Source organism: Campylobacter ornithocola (genome assembly GCF_013201605.1).
Lineage (GTDB): Bacteria > Campylobacterota > Campylobacteria > Campylobacterales > Campylobacteraceae > Campylobacter_D > Campylobacter_D ornithocola.
Window position 1 is genome coordinate 45412 of the sequence record NZ_CP053848.1, and the last position, 20308, is coordinate 65719.

The following is a 20308-nucleotide window of genomic DNA, read 5'->3' on the forward strand; positions in this document are numbered from 1 at the left end:
CCTATTTGAGTTTATATAAGCCGTTTTTGAGTTTTTCAAGTAAAGCTTTTTCTTCTAAAAATTTAAAAGTAGAAATGATGGTTGGTTTGCTGATGTTTAGTTGTTTAGAAAGCTTTTCGATATTTGCAAAGACAAAGCCATCATCATCAGCATGAAGTGCTAAAAATTCTAAAATTTCAAAGCGTTTTTTACCAAAGATTTTTACACATAGTGTTTTTACTTTATCATCCATTCTCTAACCAAATCAAAAAGAATAAAACTCCAAGTAATTATAGCTAAAACCACGCTAAAAAACACCCCAGCACTCGCACAATCTTTTGCTTTTTTAGCTAAGATGTGAAATTCGCTCGTGCAAAGATCCACACAAGCTTCTATGGCAGAATTTAGTGCTTCTACAATTAAAATTAGCACCAAAACAAATACAAGCACAAAATGTTCTAAAAAACTTACAGGCAAAAATAAGCTTACAAAAATCAAAGGTAAAATAATAGCAAATTCTATCCTAAAAGCCATTTCATCTTTGAGTAAAAATTTAATTCCATTTAATGCATAACTTGCATTTTTAAATAAAGAATACTTTGGTTTCATTGTGGGTTTTCCTTTAAATTTTTGCTAAATAAATCATAATTTTCTTCATATTCTTTGCTATTTACGCCAAAATATCCTAGCAAACTTGAAAAAAGATTATCTTGAGAAAGTTTGTAGTCTTTTTTACCTTGTAAGTCTTGACTTAATTTACTATCCTTGCTCCAAAATATCATTGGTATGTGTTTTTGATCTTTTGGTGCTATTAAATAAGGCATACCGTGTAGATAAATTCCATTTTCACCTAAACTTTCTCCATGATCTGATAAATAAAGCAAAGAAGCTTCTTGATTTGGATTTTCTTTGAGTAAATCTATGAGATTTTTTATAATAAAATCTGTATAAAGCAAAGTATTATCATAAGTGTTTATGATTTGTTCATAAGTGCAAGTATTTAGTTCGTTTGTATCACAAGTTGGTATGAATTTTTTAAACTCACTTGGGTAGCGTTTATAGTAGGTTGGACCGTGCGAGCCTTGCAAATGCACTATGATGATTTTATTTGAGTTAGTGTTTTTAAGTTCTTGTTTTACAAGTTCAAGCAAGCTCTCATCGTAATCTTTTGAAATTAACTTATGTTTTATACGGTCACAATTTCCTTTACAACCTCCTGAGTTATTGCCAAACCAAACACTTTGTACCCCAACTTTTTGCAAGATATCTAAAACATTTTCTTCATATATCCCGTTTTCAAAACTCGCTCTTTTATGTCTTGAAAACATACAAGGTAAGCTTTTTGCTGTGGCAGTTCCACATGAGCTTACATCGTTAAAATACACTAAATTTGGTTCATTTTTAGTATAAAAATTAGTATCATTTGTTTTATAATCACCTAAAGAATAATTACTTGCTCTAGCGGTTTCGCCAACAACTAAAATCATTATTTTAGAAATATTTGTATCTTTTAAGTTTGCATCATTTGATATGATGGTTAATTCTTTTTTACCCGCTAGTTTTTTCTTTGCAAATTCTATACTCGAATATATAGGATAAAAAGGTAGATTATACATTCTAATGATATTATGTGATCTTAGAAAAGGCAATAGTGTTTTGGAAGTAAAGGCAATTAAACCAAAACATATAATTAAAGCACTAAAAAACAATACGCTTTTTTTAAGTACATATCTTTGATAGTCAATCTTAGTAAGGAGTATAAGTATGCTAGGAAAAATTACAAAAGCTAAAATATACAATGCAAAAGAAAAATTAAAATAAGAAAAAAACTCTCTATTATCTGTCTCAACGACGTTTTGTATCATACTATCATCAATTAATACTCCATAATTACTTATAAAATAGCTACAAATAGCACAAGTGCTGAGTAAGAATATACTTAAAATTTTGGTGATATATGGAAAATATATTAAAGACAAAATACCCAATACTAAGAAAAAATAAATTCCAAAAAATACACTAAAAAGCATAAAATTTTGATTTATCTTTTCATATACAAATTCAAATAAGGGAAAGTTAAATGCCATAATAAAAATTGTATTAAGCAAGGTAAATTTAGTCCATGAAAGCTTTAGGCGCATTGATTTCCTTTAGATAAAATTAAAAAGCTTAGTCTATTTGAATATAATTAATAAATTACTTATAAAATAGCAAAAAATAAGATAAAAAAGGTTTTTTATGAGATTACTTTCTTGGAATGTGAATGGCCTAAGGGCAATTTGTGATAAAAATGCACTTGATTGGATTGAAAAAGAAAAAATCGATTTTATAGGTTTTCAAGAAATCAAAGCACACGAGGATAAATTTCCAAAAAGAATTTATGAATATCCTTTTAAACATATGTATTCAAATAGTGCTAAAAGAGCAGGATATTCAGGTGTAATGAGCTTGTGTAATTTTGATAGTGAAGTAAAAAAATGTGAGTTTTTTGATAATGATGAGGGTAGGGTTTTAGAGCATAGATTTAAAAATATAGTTTTGTTTAATATCTATTTTCCAAATGGTCAAAAAGATGAAGATCGCTTGAGCTTTAAAATGAAGTTTTATAATGATTTTTTAGTGTATTTAGATAAGCTTTTAAAAGAAGGTAAAGAAATCATTATCTGTGGTGATGTGAATACTGCACATCGCGAGATAGATTTAACACATCCAAAAGCAAATGAAAAAACTTCAGGTTTTTTACCTATTGAGCGCGCTTGGATAGATGATCTTTTAAAATCAGGTTTTGTAGATACTTTTAGATATATCAATGGTGATATTAAAGAAAAGTATTCGTGGTGGAGTTATAGAATGAAGGCAAGAGAAAGAAATGTGGGCTGGAGGATTGATTATTTCTTTGTTTCTAATGGTTTAAAAGATAAACTCAAAAATGCCTTCATAAGAGATGATATTTTTGGCTCAGATCACGCTCCTGTAGGAATAGAAATAGATATTTAAGATAAATGTTCAAATAAAATTTTAACTGCTAGGAAAATTAAAATAGCACCACCTAAAAATTCGGCTTTACTTTTGAGATAGGTGCCGAATTTACTACCTATTTTTAAAGCTAAAATGCACATTATGAAAGTGATCACACCTATGCATAGTAATGCTATAAACAAATCCACTTTTAGAAAAGCAAAACTCACTCCAACAGCAAGTGCGTCAATGCTAGTTGCAATAGCAAGAGCTATCATGGTTTTAAAATCAAATAAATTTGAATTTTCTTTACAACTATCATTTTTGAAAGATTCTTGTATCATTTTACTACCTATAGCGCCAAGAAGAATAAAAGCAATCCAATGATCGATTTTTTCTACAAAAGAACCAAAGGAGGCACCTAGAGTGTATCCAATAGCAGGCATTAAAGCCTGAAATCCACCAAAATATAATCCAACTATTAAATAATGTTTTAATTTTAATTCTTTAACGCTAAAACCTTTGCATAGTGAAACCGCAAAAGCATCTGCAGCTAAAGCAAAAGATAAAATTATTAGACTTGAAATATCCATTTTTTCCTTCTTATTTTTTAATGATTAAATAGAGTGGAATTATATATTTTTATATAAAATAGTAAATTAATTATTTATTAAGTAAAACATAGATATAATTTAAGTTTTAATACTACCAAAAAAGGCCCATTCGTCTAGCGGTTAGGACATCGCCCTTTCACGGCGGTAACACGAGTTCGAGTCTCGTATGGGTCACCACTTTTATTCTTTCATTTTTATTTGTTTTTAGAAAAAAGTTATATTGCTTTAATTGAATATTTTTTATTTGAGTTATTACTATTAAATTTTTTTGAAATTATCATTAATCATTTTTAAATTTACATTGACTTCACAATTGTTTTTTAAAATGTACAAAAAAAGGAGGGTAAAATGTATAGACCTAAAAATAAAAATGAGTTAATGAATTTGGTGCAAAATGAAAGAATTTCTTTAAGAGATATTGATGTGTCTTTGATTGATGACTTTTCTTATGTGTTTTATTATTCTAAAAGACTAGACTTTTTAGGTATTGAATATTGGGATGTTTCAAATGCTAAAGATATGTCATATATGTTTTATTGTTGTGAAAGCTTTAATGCAAACTTATCTCGTTGGGATGTTTCTAGGGTTGAAAATATGGCAAGTATGTTTTTTAACTGCAAAAATTTCAATCAAGATTTGTCAAAGTGGAATACTCAAAACTTAAAAGATATGTCTTATATGTTTTTTAATTGTATTAATTTTAATCATTCTTTATTGCATTGGAAAACTTCAAATATAATTAGAATGGCACATTGTTTTGAAAATTGTCACGCTTATGAACATAATATTGCAAATTGGGATGTGCAAAATGTAATTACAATGGCATATCTTTTCCATAATTGTAAAAATTTCCATTATGAGTTAGATGAGTGGAATATACAAAGTCATTGTAATACTCAAAAAATGTTTGGAAATCGTGATCTTGATAAAATATACACTGTAAAGGGTATTGAGTTATAATAAAAAATTCACACAAAAAATGTGTGAATTTTTCTTTTTCTTCTTTAAGTTTTTCATCAAGTTTTTGTACTAAACTTATCTTTTCGAAGTACTATTTTATAGTACTTAGAGATTATTTTTTAGGAAAAATTCTATGAAGATAAAATTTATTATAAAAAGAGATAAAAGTCAAGTTGTATTTGATATGTTTAAAATAAAAAATGCTATTTTTAAAGCTAATATAAATTCTACAGATGAAAAATTAAGTAATGATTTTTTAAACAAGCTTTGTGATGAGGTTGTAGCTTTACTTGATGAAAATCATACTCAAGTAGAGCAAATTCAAGATAAGGTTGAAGAAGTTTTAATCAAAAATGCCTTAGTCAATACCGCAAAATCTTATATTTTATATCGCCAAAAAAGATCACAAATTCGTAATAGCAGCTATGATTTGCTTAGTTTGTATGATGATTTAACCTTTAAAGACTCTAAAGAAGCAGATTTAAAAAGAGAAAATGCTAATATTAATTCAGATAGTGCTATGGGTATGATGCTTAAATATGGTTCAGAAGGAGCAAAGTATTATATAGATGAGTGTGTTTTACCAAAACATATTGCAAATGCACACAAAAATGGTGATATACACATACATGATAAAGATTTTTATATGCTAACGCAAACTTGTTGTCAGATTGATTTAGTAAAACTTTTTGAAAAAGGTTTTAGCACAGGACATGGGAGCTTGCGTGAGCCAAATGATATAAGATCTTATGCTTCTTTAGCATGTATTGCTTTGCAAGCTAATCAAAATGAAATGCATGGAGGTCAGTCTATACCCAATTTTGATTTTGCTATGGCAAAAGGTGTGGCAAAGACTTTTCAAAAAGAGTATATTAATGCCATAAAAGCTTTTTTTGAGATAAAGCTAGAACAAAGCTTAGATGAAAATTATTTTAAAAACTCAAAATTTCAAGCTTCAAGTGAAAAAGAATGCTTTAAAGAGCTTTTAAAACTTGGTTTAGATGATGAAAAATTTTTAGAAAAAGCTAATGCTTATGCTTATAAAAGAGCATTAAATCAAGCTCAAAATGCCACTTTTCAAGCTATGGAAGCTTTAGTGCATAATCTTAACACCATGAACTCAAGAGCAGGAGCCCAAGTGCCTTTTAGCACGCTAAATTATGGCACCGATACTTCTTTTGAAGGACAAATGGTAATAGAAAATTTACTAAAAGCCACGATGAGAGGTTTAGGAAATGGTGAAACGCCGATTTTCCCTGTGCAAATTTTTAAAGTAAAAGAAGGTGTTAATTATAATGAAAAAGATCCAAACTACAAGCTTTTTAAACTTGCCATAGAATGTGCTTCTAAAAGACTTTTTCCAAATTTTAGCTTTTTAGATGCAAGCTTTAATGCAAAATATTATAAAAAGGGTGATTACAATAGCGAAGTAGCATACATGGGTTGTAGAACTAGGGTTATGGCAAATATTTATGATGAGAGTAAAGAAATCACAAGCGGTAGGGGAAATTTAAGCTTTACAAGTATAAACCTTGTGCGCTTAGCTATAGAAGCTAAAGGAAATTTGGAGTTTTTTTATTCACTTTTAAAAGAAAAGCTAGAACTTGTGTATGAGCAGTTGCTTCATAGGTATAAAATTCAAAGTCTAAAAAAAGTTAAGAATTTCCCATTTTTAATGGGTGAGAGTGTTTGGATAGATTCTGATACTTTAAAAGAAAATGATAGTGTAGAAAAGGTTATTGCTCATGGGACTTTGGCTATAGGCTATATAGGACTTTGTGAGAGTTTGGTAGCTTTAGTAGGTTCTCATCATGGACAAAGTCAAAAAGCAAGAGATTTAGGTTTGCAAATCGTGCGTTTTATGCGTGAATTTGTTGATGAAAAAGCACTTAAGGATAAGCTTAATTTCTCACTTATAGCTACCCCGGCTGAGGGCTTAAGTGGAAGATTTTTAAAACTAGATCAAAAAAAATATGGAATTTTAAAAGGTATAACTGATAAAGATTTTTATACTAATTCTTTTCATATTCCTGTGGATTTTCCTATTAGCATATATGAAAAAATTCAAATAGAAGCTCCATATCATGAGCTAAATAATGGTGGGCATATTACCTATGTAGAGCTAAATGGCGATGTGAGTAAGAATTTAGAAAGTTTTGAGCGCATTATAAAATGTATGAAAGAAAGCAATATAGGCTATGGTTCGATCAATTTCCCACTAGATAGGGATCCCGTATGTGGTTATAGTGGTGTGATAGATGAGTTTTGTCCAAAATGCCACAGAAAAGAAGATGATATTAAATTCGAACGCATAAGAAGAATCACAGGTTATTTAGTTGGAACGCTTGATCGTTTTAATGATGCTAAAAAAGCTGAAGTCTATGCAAGAATTAAACACGATTTTTCTTAGGTTGGCCGGTGCCATAAAAGAATCCATAGTCGATGGCTATGGTTTGCGTTATGTGATTTTTACTCAAGGTTGTCCTCATCATTGTAAAGGTTGTCATAACCCACAAACACATGATTTTAATAAAGGCTATTTGCAAGATTTGGCAAGTTTGTATGATGAAATTTGTAAAAATCCTTTGCTTCAAGGTGTTACTTTTAGTGGCGGGGAGCCTTTTATGCAAGCAAAAAATTTAAGTATTTTAGCAAAATATATTAAAGAATTAGGACTTGATCTTGCTATATATACAGGTTTTACTTATGAAGAACTATTACAAGAGCAAGCTATGAAAGAATTGCTTTTCTTAACTGATATTTTAATAGATGGTAAGTTTATTTTAGAGCAAAAAGACTTATCTTTAAAATTTAAAGGTAGTAAAAACCAACGCGTTATCGATGTAGTAAAAAGCTTAGAGCAAGGCAAAGTAATACTTTTTGAAAAATAAAGACCCATTTAGTCTTTTTTAATTTAACTATGTTAGAATGTTATAAAATTTAAAAAAGGAGAACAATATGTTTGAATTAAGAAAACTACCTTATGAAGCAGACGCTTTTGGAGACTTTTTAAGCGCAGAAACTTTCGCATTTCATCATGGTAAACACCACCAAACTTATGTAAACAATCTAAACAATCTTATAAAAGATACTGAATTTGCAGGAAAAGATTTAGTTTATATCATACAAAATTCAAATGGTGGAGTTTTTAACAACGCTGCTCAAGTGTATAATCATGACTTTTATTTTGATTGTATTAAGCCAAAAACATGCTGTGGCTGTGGCTGTTCATTGAGTGCTGAGTTTAAAGCAGCAGTTGAAAAAGACTTTGGCTCTATGGAAAATTTAAAAGAAGAATTTATTAAAGGAGCTACAGGGGTATTTGGTTCTGGTTGGTTTTGGTTAGTTTATAACACTCAAAATCAAAAATTAGAACTAGTAGCTACAAGTAATGCTGCTACACCTATCACCGAAGGTAAAGTTCCGCTTTTAGTAGTTGATGTATGGGAGCATGCTTACTATGTAGATCACCGCAATGCACGCCCTGCGTATTTAGAAAAATTCTACGTGCACATTAACTGGGAATTTGTAGCAAAAGCTTATGAATGGGCTATTAAAGAAGGCATGAACTCAGTAAGCTTCTATGCAAACGAACTTCACCCTGTAAAATAATCAAGTTTTTTTAAGAAAAACCCCGTAAAATAGACTAAATACAAAAATTAGGAGGTTTTATGGAGGTTTTTCTTTCTGTCGTGGCTACTTTATTTTGTGTATTTTTAGTAGCCTATTTTATTCTTAAAAAATACAATCCTATCTTTACTTTTTTTCTCTCAGGTATTATTATCTTAATCATCATTTCTTTAGCAACTGGTGAGTCTGTGCTAAAACAAAGCTTGGGAAATCCTGTTTTTGATGTCTTTGGTTTTGTAACTCAAACTTTTAAGACAAATTTAGCTGGTGTGGGGCTTATTATAATGTCTGTTGCAGGTTTTGCAGCTTATATGAAGCACATTAATGCTTCGGCAAAGTTAGCTTTTGTAGCAAATAAACCACTAGGCAAGATTAAAAACAAATACTTAGTTTTAAGTGGAACATTTGTGGTAGGTATGGCTTTAAAAATAGTTATTTCAAGTTACACAGGACTTTTGCTTTTATTGCTTGCTTCGATTTATCCTGTTTTAATCGCTATTGGAATTCGTCCTATCACTGCTGTATCGGTTTTATCATTAATTGCACTTGATTATGGTCCTAAAGATGGAAATTCTATAAATTTAGCAGATATGGTAGGCATTGAAAATGTTGTTGCTATGTTTTTTGAATACCAAATTTATCCTGTTATAGCTTATGTTGTTGTGATAGCTTTGCTTATTCCGTTTTATTATAGTTATATGGATAAAAAAGATTTGGCAAAAGGTGTCGTGGATAATATCGAACAAATGGAAATTAAAAATCCAAGTTGTCCTTTGTTTTATATTTTCTTACCTTGGCTTCCTATAGTGTTTTTATTTGGTGCTTATTTTGCAAATTTATATGGATATAAAGTGAAACTAGATGTGGTGAGCGCCAATTTTTTAAGTATAAGTTTGGTTTTTATTTTAGAGTATGTTAGACATAAAGACGCAAAAAAACTTGCAGATGATTTGATGGTGATACTAAAAGCTATGGCAGAAATTTTTGTAAGTGTTGTTTGTATTATCATTGCAGCTTCTATTTTTGCAGAAGGTATTAAAGCGTTAAAGGGTATAGAACATTTAGCCTTAGCAGTTTCTTCTATGGGGGCTTCTGCTGTGTTGCTTACTATTATAGTTTTAAGCTTTATTGTGTATTTTGCAAGTGTGATTATGGGTAGTGGGATTGCTGCTTTTAATGCTTTTGGGAGACTTGCTCCAGATATTGCTCAAAAACTAGGGATTAATCCTATCTCACTAGCTTTGCCACTTGAGATTGCTTCTTGTTTAGGGCGTGCTGCCTCGCCAATATCGGGTGGAATTTTAGCCTTAGCAGGTTTTGCAAAATTAGATCCTATAGCCATTGTTAAAAGATCTACTCCTATGTTGCTTGTAGGAATGGCTTTAAATATCCTAATAGCTTGGTATTTTGCATAAGTGATAGCTTTTTAAGCTATCACTCTAAAATTTTACCTACATTAGTAAGTGGTGTTAAATTACTCTAAAAGCCATTTAAAATATTATTATATTTTTATTTAAATTTATAATTTAAAATTCCTTTAATACAAGCCATGTCAAAAAACCCTAAGTGTATTTATATATATGGGGGGGGGGATTGGATTTGGTATAGTATTTGCTATCAAATATATAAACCAAAAAAAAGGAAAAACAATGTTTAATAACTCATTCTACGGGGGGGGGGAATTATAATTCTAAACTCAAACTCTCTTTAGTATTAGCAACCCTACTTTTTACCTCAAACCCTTTAACAACAAATGAAATTTTTGCTCAAAATATAAATTTAGAAGCTGGAAAAGCTGGAAGCAATGCCAGTGGTGGTGGTGCTGGTTATCAAGGTCAAGATTATCCACGCTCTGATAGACCTGGTGGCCAAGGTGGCAATGGTAGCGGCGGACAAGGAAATAATTCTAATGGCACTAATGCAAATAACTATAATAACCAAAATTTAGCTATAAGTGATAATACTTTTACCATAAAAGGTGGCAATGGTGGCACAGGTGGCAATGGTGGCAATGGTGGTAATGGTGGCAATGGTGGAGCTGGTGGTGATGAAAAAATGATATGCATTTCCTCTCATTCTTGCTATGGTGGCACTGGTGGAGTAGGTGGTAATGGCTCTAGTGCTAAGGCTGGTGGCACAGGTTCTAGTATAGATTTAAGTGCTAATGTAAATTCTACCTCACTTACTCTAACTTCTACTGGTGGAACTGGTGGTAAAGGTGGCAATGGTGGTCATGGTGGCACTGGTGGAGCTGGTGGAGCTGGTGCTAATGGTTATTATGGTGGTGCATTTGTCAATGGTAAACATGGTAGTGCAGGTGGCACTGGTAATTGGGGTGGTCATGGAGCTAATGGTAGCACTGGTGGCATAGGCGGAGCTTCTAAATTAAATCTAAACTTTAGCCAGGCTAGTCTTAGTGATATTATTATTAATAATACTGGTGGTTCTGGTGGAAGTGGGGGCTGGGGTGGCTCTGGAGGCAATGGTGGAGCTGGTGGCCTTGGAGGTCATGGCGGTGCTGGAGCAGCGGCTTCTCGTCCTGGCAATGGTGCGGTTGGCGGTAATGGCGGTAATGGCGGTAATGGAGCTATTGGAGGCAGTGGAGCTAGCGGAGGCGAAGCTAAAATAAGCCTAAACTTTAGCCAAGCAAATACTACTATAAACACTCTAAATATAAAAAATAATGCAGGTCATGGAGGCTGGGGTTCTCAAGGCGGTAATGGCGGAGCTGGTGGCCAAGCAGGTGGTGCTGGCTGGGGTAATGGCGGTGGTGATAATAATCATGATTGGGGTAATGGTGGCCAAGGTGGCCATGGAGTAAATGGCGGTAATGGAGCTAATGGCGGTAATGGAGCTAATGGAGGAGCTTCTAATATAAGCTTAAATCTAGCCAATGTAAATAAAATCACTACTTTAAACTTAGAAGCTAATGCAGGAAATGGCGGTAATGGTGGCAAAGGCGGAAATGGTGGCCGTGGTGGCAATGGTGGTGCTGGACAAATTGGAGGCGATGGCTCTTTAAATGGAAATGGTGGCAATGGTGGCCGTGGTGGAAATGGTGGCCGTGGTGGCAATGGAGGTAATGGTGGTAGTGCTACTATAGAACTTGCTAATATACAACAAGATATAGATATACAAACACTTACTTTAAAAGCTAATGCAGGTAATGGTGGAGCTGGAGGTGGCGCTGGATCTGCAGGAGGTGGCGGTAGTGCTGGAGCTCCTGGTAGCGGAGGAAATAGTACCGGTGGTAGCTGGGGTAGTGGCGGTGCTGGTGGTAGCAATGGTGCTAATGGAAGTGGTGGTACTGATGGAAATGCTAATGTAAAATACACTCAAATTAATAATCAATCTAATCTAAACATAGGTATAAAAACAGCTAATATTAGTGCAAATGCTAGAAATAACTGGGCTGATGCACAGGGCTTGAAATTTAGTGGTGGTGAAAATAACACCCTAAAACTAGATAGCATGATGACCACAGCAACAAACACAAGTAACAATTTAAAAGCTAATGCTCTCACCTTAGAAAATACTAGCTTAAATTTAAAAAGCTATAGTGATAATGGCACTATAACTATAAACTCTTCTATAAATGGTGGAAATACAAGTGCAGAAAGTCAAGCTTATACTCTAAAAGCTACAAATTCTACTATTAATCTTTTAGATAATTTAGAACTTGCTTCATCTACAAGTGGAGCTAGTGCTAATTTAGATTCTAAGCAAAAAGGTGCACACTTTAGTAATAGTACTTTAAATATAGCAACAGGTAAAAAATTTACTAGTGATACTTTAACCACACAAGATAATAGCGTTATTACAATAAGCACTGATATTGCAAACAACACAGCAGGTTTTATACAAATAACTAAAAATGCAAATACTACTAAAGATGATCTTACTATAAATATAGAAGATCAGTTTGTAAAAGATATAAAAAGTGGAAAAAAATCTTTAGAAGAAGGCCAAACAGAAAAATTTACATACACAGATAAAAAATTATTAACTAATGGCATAAAAGAATACACATTAGGAATTGCTAGTAAAGGCTTTGACTTAGAAGATACTAGATATATGACAGCTTATGAAACTTCTCAAGAAGCAGATAATAATAATCTTAGTCTAGATTCTCTAACCATAAAACGCTCTAAAGAAGGTAAAAAAGGAGATGATGGACTTAGCTTTGATGAAGCAAATATTAATATACTAAGCCATGATAATAAGTCTGTAAGAGCTAGTACTATAGGAAGTGATGCTGGTGAGGGTAAAGATGGAACTAATGCTATCCTTTATGGTAATGGTGGTAATGGAGGTCATGGTGGTAAAGGAGAAAGTCTTTTCCAAGTAGCATATCGCCTTAGTGGTTCTAGTCTTTTAAGTATCTTTGATAAAAATGCTAACATTAATGCTATAGGTGGTAATGGTGGCCATGGAGCTAATGGGGGTATGGCTGATGGAATTGATCATTTTAATGGAGTAAAAGCTGGAGATGGTGGCAATGGCGGAGCCGGTGGTGATGTATATATAGCTGGAATATATGCTAATGGATTAAATGACAATCAAGCTTATAATCTTACCTTAAATGGTACATTAGATTTAAAAGCTACTGGTGGTAAAGGTGGCACAGGTGGTAAAAAAGGCGATAATACCAAAGCAGATACAGAAGATGGCAAATTTACTCTAATAGATGATAAGTTTGAAGGTGGCGTAGCTGGTGAGGGTAAAGATGGAGAAGATGCTAAAGATGGTGATGCTGTTATTTATGGAGTATATTTAGATAATGGCTCTAAATTAAATCTTATATCTAAAGATGGCTTTACAATGAATGCTAGTGCAAATTCAGGTACTGGTAAGGCTGAAGTATATGGAGTATATATAAACAATGGCTCTCATCTTACTTTTAAATCCGACAAAGATTTTATCATTAATGCTAATGCAAGCGGAGCTGATGGATCTAGGGCAAGTGCTTTTTATATTAAAGATTCTTTTTTAACTATAGATGGTAATGTAAATATACAAACTACTACCACTAATAAAGCTAATGATAATACCTCAGGAGCAATTTTTAATAATGCTCATATAGATTTTAATAAAAACTCTAGTGAAACTGATAAATTCCATAAATTCCAAACTAATGATTCTGTAGTATTAGAAAAAGATAATACTATGATTTTTAATATCAATCATACTACAGGCGGTGCAGATATTTTAAATGCAAATGAGTTTAAATCAGATGGTAAGGGTAAATTATATGTTTCTATAAGAGATCCTTATATCAATAAAAAATTAGAAGAAGAAAAACTGCAAAGTGGAAGCTTTGAATTTAATAATGGTGGTATTACCTTAATCGAAGGTAAAAATGGCACTCTTAAAGATGTAGAAATTGCTTCAAGTGGTAGTGGTGGATCTTATGATACTCAAAACAGACGCTATGGGGTAGAATTATTTTTTAATGATTATAAAAACGAAGGTGATTTAAAAGTAACTAAGGTAGAAATCGTTGAAAATCATCATGGCAAAGATGGCAAAGATGGCAAATCATATAATTATAAAACCCTTATGCATATAGGAGATGCTGGAGTATTTACTAAAACTGGCCAAAGTGGCACAAATGGCGCAGCAGGAACTGATGCTTATCTTTATGGTAATGGTGGCGATGGTGGCTTTGGAGGCCATGGAGAAGGCTTTAGAGTATTTGGCTTTAATAATGCTAATAATGCAAGTATAAGCAAAGATATGCAAATAAATATCATAGCAGGTAATGGTGGTAATGGTGCTGATGGTGGTTTAGGTGATGGGGCTGATCATAAATACAATCAAGGCTCTACTAATAAAATTACTTCAGGCGATGGTGGTGCTGGAGGAAGAGGTGGCGATGCTATAGCTATAGCAGCTTTTTCTAATAAAACAACTTCAAATCTTAATCTAGATGCTAATATAAACATAAAAACTAAATCAGGCAAAGGTGGTCAAGCAGGAGAAGTAGGAAATATCCACAATGCTACTATAATCAACAAAGATAGCAAATACACACAATCAGCTTGGGGAACTCAATACTTAGATGGCTTAGATGGAGCATCTTATGCTTTAGGTTTGGTTGCTATAAATGGAGGAGTTTTAAATATCACTAGCTCTAATGATAGTGTTAAAAATATACATGTTGAATCTAGCACTAATGCAGATGATAAAAGTAAGTTAGTAGCTTATAGTCTTTATGCTAGTAATAATTCTTTAATTAGTGTAGGAACTAGTTTAAATTTAAGTGCTAAAGTAGAACAAGGCATTGGAGATAATAATAGCTCTAAGGCTTATGGTGTTTATTTGGAAAATTCTAAATTATACTTTGGTGCCTTAGAAGAAAATAAACTTAAATCTATGCAAGATTATAGAAAAATCAGTACAGATAAATTTACTTTAAAAGGTGATGCTACTTTTGGTTTTTATACAGATTTAAAAAACAATAAAGGAGATAGCGTTGAAATTAATAAAGAATTAGATTTTAGTGATATTAAAAACTTTAAAATAGAAATACTAGATGATGCTGGAATTTTCTTCACTTATGAAAACCCTATTTCTCAAACTATTACAGGTGATCATACCTTAGTAGATCTTAGTCAAATCACTGATAAAAATAAATTTAAACTAGAAGGTTATTTACAAGCTTCTAATACAATGGTAACTAAAGATCAAGGTGCTATAAGATACTATATCACCCCTACTATTACCCAAGATGATAAAACAGGTAATATAGATTTAGAAAAAATAGAAGTTGTTAATAAAAACTATGGTGGCGGAGGTGGAGATAATGGCGTTATCCAAGATCCATCAGAAATCATAAGAGCCATAACAGATAGTGGATTTTTAGTTAATAGAATGCACTTGCTATCAAGAAATGATTTAAGTGAGAGATTTAGAATACTAAAAGACAATAATCAAAACTATGGTATGTGGGTTCAAGGTGCTAATAATCATCTAAATCTTCACAGCAGTGCTTATGGAGATAGAAAAATATCAAGCATTTATACTTCAAGCAAGTATGGATTTGATGAGAAAAAAAGCTTTAAAAACTTTGATATGATGAATGGGGTTTATGCAGGATATGCAAGATTAAGTTCTGACTTAAATAGTTTGGGTAGTTCTAAAATCAATAATTTTTCTACAGGATTTTATTCTGCTTTTATGTTCCATGATGATAGTTATATAGAAACAGGATTTAATCTAGATCATTACAAAGCAAAAACAAATGTTTCTACTGCTTTTATTAATGATCCTAGATACAATGGTGGAGATATAAATTCAAACTATAGTCAACTTGCTTATAGTGCATTTGTGGCTTTAGGTAAAAAACTTCATTTAAACAAAGGAGCTTTTTTAGACAGCTCTATAGGTACTGATTTTACTTACTATGCTAAGAGTAAATTTAAAACAACTAATAAAATTTCAATCTATAATGAAGATTATAGAAATTTAGGTCTTGTTGCTTCTGTGCTTTTAGGACAATATTACAATAATGAAAAAACATTAGTATATTTAAAAACAGACTTTGGTAAGTATTTTTCAGATGCTGAATATGGAAAACTTTCAGATCCTTTAATGGGGACTTGGCGTTATAAAAAAGGAGATTATGATTATAGTTTCTTAAATGCTGCTATAGGATTTAAAGTCCAAGCTAAAGATAATTTAGAATTAAGCTTTGAAACCAATCGTTACTTCTTAGATGATACAGATGCCAACTATGGATTTAAAGCAGAAGTTCGTTATAAGTTTTAACACTAACCCTAGCTTTAAGCTAGGGTTTTTTAAAGGTAAAGAATGAAGCAGAACATAAAAAGATTTATTATTACTATTGTAGTCATGATAATTTTTTTATCTTTGTATGCTAATATAAACTAAAGAAAATAATTTAATTTCCTAGAGTTTGCTTAAGTAAAATATAAGACAACAAAAAAACATTTAGAGTTTAACAAAGACAGCAAAAAACTCCTTTTTAAGCAAACTCGTTAAAGTAAATTCTAGGAAGTTAAATTACTCTAAAATAACTCCTTCATTTAGCACAACTTCGCCTATTACATAGGCATCTGAGCTTTCTAAAACTTTTCCTACATTAGATGGATCTACCACCATAACTAAGCCCACACCCATATTAAAACTTCTATACATTTCAGCCTCTTCTACACTTTGGCCTATTTGGTAAAAAATTTCAGGAGTTTTTAGATGATGTTTTCTAATGATTGCACCTATTCCTCTTGGGAAAACTCTTGGTAAATTTTCTACTAATCCACCACCTGTAATATGAGCTAGTGCGTTGATGAAAGGTTTTAATTTTAAAAAGTCTTTTACGTAAATTCTTGTAGGCTCAAGTAAGATATCGATTAAATTTTTACCATCTATTTTATCATCAAATTTAAGTTTTTGTGCTTCAAACAATACTTTTCTGGCTAAAGAATATCCATTAGAATGAAGTCCACTGCTAGGTAGAGCTAGTAAAATATCTCCATTTTTTACAAAATTTCTTCTATCTATCTCATCTTTTTCAGCCATACCCACTGAAAAACCTGCTAAGTCAAAATCATTGCTATGATACATGCCAGGCATTTCAGCAGTTTCTCCACCTATTAAGGCACAATTTGCTTTTTTACAACCATTAGCAATCCCTGCTACGACTTTTTTAGCTACTTCCACATCTAGCTTTGCAGTTGCATAATAGTCTAAAAAAAACAAAGGTGTAGCAAAATTGCAAATTAAATCATTCACACACATTGCTACCAAGTCCTCGCCTATGGTTTCAAATTTTTGACCATCAATAGCAAGACGCAACTTCGTACCCACCCCATCTGTAGCTGCTAGCATAACTGGGTTTTTAAAACCACTTGGCATAGCAAAAGCGCCAGAAAAAGAGCCTATACCGCCTAAAACATTTTCATTAAAAGTTTCTTTTACTAAAGGTTTTATTGCTTCTACAAAAGCATTACCATTATCTATGCTTACACCTGCATCTTCATAGCTTATACTCATTTATCTTCCTTTAAGAATTTAAAAGGTATTTTAACTAAAAATAATTAAGGCTAAATTATGCAAAATGCTTATTTTGTAACTTCAAGCATAGCAGGTGGAAAGTCAAGTTTTATAAAAATAGTTCAAAATTTGGGTTTTGCCACTTTAAGTGCAGATGTGATAGCTCATGAGCTTTTAAATGAAAATGCAAATTCTATAGTCAAGCTTTTTAACAGCGATGATTTACTCGTAGCAAGAAAAATAGATAGAAAAAAACTTGGCGCTATTGTATTCAATGATTTAAACGCCAAAAAAAAGTTAGAAAATTTTTTACATCCTAAAATCAAAGAAGTGATTTTGCAAAAAGCTCAAATTTTAGATCAAAAAAATAAAGCTTTTTTTATAGAATTGCCTTTATTTTTTGAAAATAATCATTATCAAAATTTAGGAAAAAGTATATTGATTTATACTCCAAAAGAAATTTTACTTCAAAGATTAATGCAAAGAGATAGTTTAGATGAAAGTGAGGCTTTAAAAAGACTCCATTTGCAACTTGATATAGAAGAAAAACTAAAAAAAGCAGATTTTGTGATAAAAAATATTTCAAGCTATAAAAATTTCGAAAAAAATGTGCTAAATTTTTTAAAACATACTTTAAAGGTTTAAAATGAAATTTTATAAATACTGTGCTAGTGGGAATGATTTTGTAGTGTTTGCAGATAATGAAAAAAAAGATCGCAATGAATTAGCTAAAATTCTCTGTAATCGTTATGAGGGCATAGGCGCTGATGGGCTTATAGTAGTTGTGCCTCATGATAGATATGATTTTGAATGGGAATTTTATAATTGTGATGGAAGTAAAGCAAATATGTGCGGTAATGGCTCACGCGCAGCAGCTCATTTTGCTCATCATTATTTAAAAAAATCTCAATATTTAAATTTCTTAACCGGCGCAGGACTTATAAAATCTTTTGTTGATGATGATATAGTTGAAATCAAACTTAGTGGGGTAAAGGATATTAAAGAAGCTTTTGAGTATAAAGGTAGAATTTGGCAAGGCTGTAATACTGGTGTTCCACATATAGTGACTTTTGTCGATGATTTGAATGAATTTGATGTAAATTTATGTAAAGAAATGCGCAAAAAATATAATGCAAATATAAATTTTGCTAAGATAGAAAATGAAGAATTTGTAAGAGTTAGAACTTACGAACGTGGAGTAGAAGATGAAACCTTAGCTTGCGGTACAGGTATGGGAGCTTGTTTTTATCTAGCGTATTTAAATCATAAAATTAAAGATGATATTTTGGTAAAACCAAAAAGTGAAGAAAATTTATATTTTAGATTAGAAGGTGATCAGATATTTTTTAGAGGAAAGGTAAAGTGCTGTTTTGAAGCTGATTATAATTTTACTTAGTAGTGTTTTATTTTTAAAAGCTGAATTTATTGCAGGTTTTGATGAATATTATTATACTTTAAGTATAAAAGAAAAGCGTGAGGTTTTTATCAAAAAGATTAGCGCCTTGTTAGATGTTTCTTTTAAAGAAATTGAAAATGAAAAAGAATTTGTAGAATCTTTTTTTAAAGAAGCTATGAAAAATAATTTTAGAAAATTAAATACTGTTGCTATGCAAAAATTATGGTTTTTAAAAGAAAAATATCGTGTGAAAAATTTATATGATTTACAAGAATACCGAGTTCGCATCCAAAAAGTACCAAAGTCTTTAGCAATAGCTCAAGCCATCATTGAAAGTGCAACTGGTACAAGTCGTTTTGCCAAAGAAGCAAATAATTTATTTGGAGAATGGACTTGGGGTGAAAAAGGTTTAATACCTAAAGAAAGAAGTGAAGGTAAAACTCACAAAATTCGTATTTTTAATACCTTGCAAGAGAGTGTGGATTCGTATTTATTAAATTTAAATCGCCATAATGCTTATAAAGAATTTAGAGCTTGGAGATGGAGTGCTATAAGTCAAAATAAAAAACTAGATGGCAAAGAGGCGGCAAGTCATTTAGAAAAATATTCAGAGATTAAAAGTAACTATACCAAACTTATTGTTTCTATTATAAATCAGCATAAACTTAATGAGCTAGACTAATTTCCTAAAGCCCACTCATCAAATGGCAAAATCATTACGCGAATACCATCTAAAAAAAACTCATCTCTTTGTGAAAGTGTGATAATAAATATGGTTGAAAGTGCTAGTTGGTTTTTACCAAGGATTTTTTTTATTTTCAAAGTAAGTAAATCTTTATCTTTAAAGGGTGAGCATAAAAATGCATTTTTAAGGTTTGGTAAGTAAAAATCAAAATACTTAGTGTAAAAAATTTCTTGCTTAAATTTAAATAGTTCACTTAAAACCAAATTTTCAAATAAAGCACTAAAATCTTTTTGTATGCTTAGAGAATTTTTGAGTGAAAAGTCCCAAAAATATACTTTTTTTAAATTCTTTTCAAGGTTTTTTACAAAATATAAAGTATAGTTTGATTCTAATTTTTCTATGCTTTTATATAAAGTGTCTTTGGAAATTTTTATAGTATTTTTTAAGGTTTTTAATAATTCATTAACACTAAATTCGCTTCCAAGTTCTAGGGCAATTTGCTTGAGTATGGTAAGTTCTAATGAAGTGTAAAAGCTTTTTAGATATGATGAGTTTGTGTTAGAGTTGTGATTTAAAATCACATTGCGCCCCGTGTGTAAAAAATAACTTACCATAGTTTTGGTATCGATGTGTTTTTTGTTTAAGCTTAGAAATTCTTCAAAGTCTAAGTAATCTAAATAAAGTTCTTCAAAATGATCCAAATGAAAACTACTATCATAAACACTTAATATGATTTGTAAATTAAGGTGTTTTAAACTTGTAAAGTCAAAATCATGAGCAAAATTACAAAGTGCTAGAAATTTAATTTGTGGGTTGTAAGTCAAAAACGAATTAAGATTTGTTAAAACACTTGCTTGAAATTTTAAGTCATCACAATCTATAAAAAGTATATTTTCACTTTTATATAAAGATAAAAAATTTAAAATCAAATTTTTTTTACCACTTGCAAAACCACCTTTTATAATAATGTTTTTATGGGTTTGAATTTGAATTTTTCTTTCGTCAAATTTTTGAAATTTTGGGTAATTATCGTAAAAAAAATGTAGTGATTTCATATATTTCTTTATATTA

The 20308-nt window shown here is 31.2% G+C and carries 16 protein-coding genes and 1 tRNA gene; 11 read left to right on the forward strand and 6 right to left on the reverse strand.

Annotated elements, in window-relative coordinates:
- Position 1: 1 nt before the first annotated feature.
- The 3 genes from CORN_RS00220 to CORN_RS00230 are packed head-to-tail and all read right to left on the reverse strand — an operon-like array spanning position 2 to position 2120.
- Positions 2-232, reverse strand: a complete 231-nt coding sequence (locus CORN_RS00220) for a helix-turn-helix domain-containing protein (protein ID WP_066007696.1) — start codon at positions 230-232, stop codon at positions 2-4.
- Positions 217-588, reverse strand: a complete 372-nt coding sequence (locus CORN_RS00225; RefSeq protein ID WP_066007698.1) for a diacylglycerol kinase — start codon at positions 586-588, stop codon at positions 217-219. The genes CORN_RS00220 and CORN_RS00225 overlap by 16 nt, the downstream gene beginning before the upstream one ends.
- Complete coding sequence (locus tag CORN_RS00230; protein ID WP_066007701.1) at positions 585-2120, reverse strand: phosphoethanolamine transferase; 1536 nt, start codon at positions 2118-2120, stop codon at positions 585-587. The genes CORN_RS00225 and CORN_RS00230 overlap by 4 nt, the downstream gene beginning before the upstream one ends.
- 97 nt (positions 2121-2217) lie before the next feature.
- Between CORN_RS00230 and CORN_RS00235 the strand changes: the two genes are divergently transcribed.
- Positions 2218-2976: an exodeoxyribonuclease III gene (locus tag CORN_RS00235; RefSeq protein ID WP_066007702.1), complete on the forward strand. Its 759-nt coding sequence runs from the start codon at positions 2218-2220 to the stop codon at positions 2974-2976.
- On the opposite strand, the gene CORN_RS00240 is transcribed toward CORN_RS00235, so the two are convergent.
- Positions 2973-3530 (reverse strand): manganese efflux pump MntP, encoded by a 558-nt coding sequence (locus CORN_RS00240; protein ID WP_066007703.1) that lies wholly within the window; start codon positions 3528-3530, stop codon positions 2973-2975. The genes CORN_RS00235 and CORN_RS00240 overlap by 4 nt on opposite strands.
- Positions 3531-3653: 123 nt before the next feature.
- On the opposite strand from CORN_RS00240, the gene CORN_RS00245 reads away from it, so the two are divergent.
- The 7 genes from CORN_RS00245 to CORN_RS08525 all read left to right on the forward strand — a co-directional run bounded on the left by CORN_RS00245 (position 3654) and on the right by CORN_RS08525 (position 15911).
- Positions 3654-3728: transfer RNA gene (locus tag CORN_RS00245), tRNA-Glu, on the forward strand.
- 171 nt (positions 3729-3899) lie between these two features.
- Positions 3900-4511: a BspA family leucine-rich repeat surface protein gene (locus CORN_RS00250; RefSeq protein WP_066007706.1), complete on the forward strand. Its 612-nt coding sequence runs from the start codon at positions 3900-3902 to the stop codon at positions 4509-4511.
- A gap of 133 nt (positions 4512-4644) precedes the next feature.
- Positions 4645-6921, forward strand: a complete 2277-nt coding sequence (locus tag CORN_RS00255; RefSeq protein ID WP_066007708.1) for an anaerobic ribonucleoside triphosphate reductase — start codon at positions 4645-4647, stop codon at positions 6919-6921.
- Positions 6893-7402 carry an anaerobic ribonucleoside-triphosphate reductase activating protein gene (nrdG, locus tag CORN_RS00260; RefSeq protein ID WP_245162282.1) on the forward strand — a complete coding sequence of 170 codons (510 nt, stop codon included), beginning with the start codon at positions 6893-6895 and terminating at the stop codon, positions 7400-7402. The genes CORN_RS00255 and nrdG overlap by 29 nt, the downstream gene beginning before the upstream one ends.
- A gap of 67 nt (positions 7403-7469) precedes the next feature.
- Entirely contained in the window at positions 7470-8123 is a 654-nt protein-coding gene (sodB, locus tag CORN_RS00265) for a superoxide dismutase [Fe] (protein ID WP_066007710.1), read from the forward strand.
- Between the two features lie 59 nt (positions 8124-8182).
- Complete coding sequence (gene dcuC, locus CORN_RS00270; protein WP_066007712.1) at positions 8183-9556, forward strand: C4-dicarboxylate transporter DcuC; 1374 nt, start codon at positions 8183-8185, stop codon at positions 9554-9556.
- A 640-nt stretch (positions 9557-10196) separates the two neighbouring features.
- Positions 10197-15911 (forward strand): autotransporter outer membrane beta-barrel domain-containing protein, encoded by a 5715-nt coding sequence (locus CORN_RS08525; protein ID WP_066007714.1) that lies wholly within the window; start codon positions 10197-10199, stop codon positions 15909-15911.
- A 255-nt stretch (positions 15912-16166) separates the two neighbouring features.
- Here the strand turns inward: CORN_RS08525 and purM are convergent, their stop codons facing one another.
- Positions 16167-17156 carry a phosphoribosylformylglycinamidine cyclo-ligase gene (gene purM / locus CORN_RS00280; RefSeq protein ID WP_066007716.1) on the reverse strand — a complete coding sequence of 330 codons (990 nt, stop codon included), beginning with the start codon at positions 17154-17156 and terminating at the stop codon, positions 16167-16169.
- A gap of 57 nt (positions 17157-17213) precedes the next feature.
- Here purM and coaE point away from each other — a divergent pair, with 57 nt between their 5' ends.
- The 3 genes from coaE to CORN_RS00295 are packed head-to-tail and all read left to right on the forward strand — an operon-like array spanning position 17214 to position 19234.
- Positions 17214-17801, forward strand: a complete 588-nt coding sequence (coaE, locus tag CORN_RS00285; RefSeq protein ID WP_066007718.1) for a dephospho-CoA kinase — start codon at positions 17214-17216, stop codon at positions 17799-17801.
- Position 17802: 1 nt separating this feature from the next.
- Positions 17803-18552 carry a diaminopimelate epimerase gene (gene dapF, locus CORN_RS00290; RefSeq protein ID WP_066007720.1) on the forward strand — a complete coding sequence of 250 codons (750 nt, stop codon included), beginning with the start codon at positions 17803-17805 and terminating at the stop codon, positions 18550-18552.
- Entirely contained in the window at positions 18527-19234 is a 708-nt protein-coding gene (locus CORN_RS00295; protein ID WP_066007722.1) for a glucosaminidase domain-containing protein, read from the forward strand. Before dapF ends, CORN_RS00295 begins: the two co-directional genes overlap by 26 nt.
- On the opposite strand, the gene CORN_RS00300 is transcribed toward CORN_RS00295, so the two are convergent.
- On the reverse strand, positions 19231-20292 hold the full coding sequence (locus CORN_RS00300) for an ATP-binding protein (protein ID WP_066007726.1): 1062 nt from the start codon (positions 20290-20292) through the stop codon (positions 19231-19233). The two genes, CORN_RS00295 and CORN_RS00300, sit on opposite strands and share 4 nt — an antisense overlap.
- Positions 20293-20308: the final 16 nt, after the last annotated feature.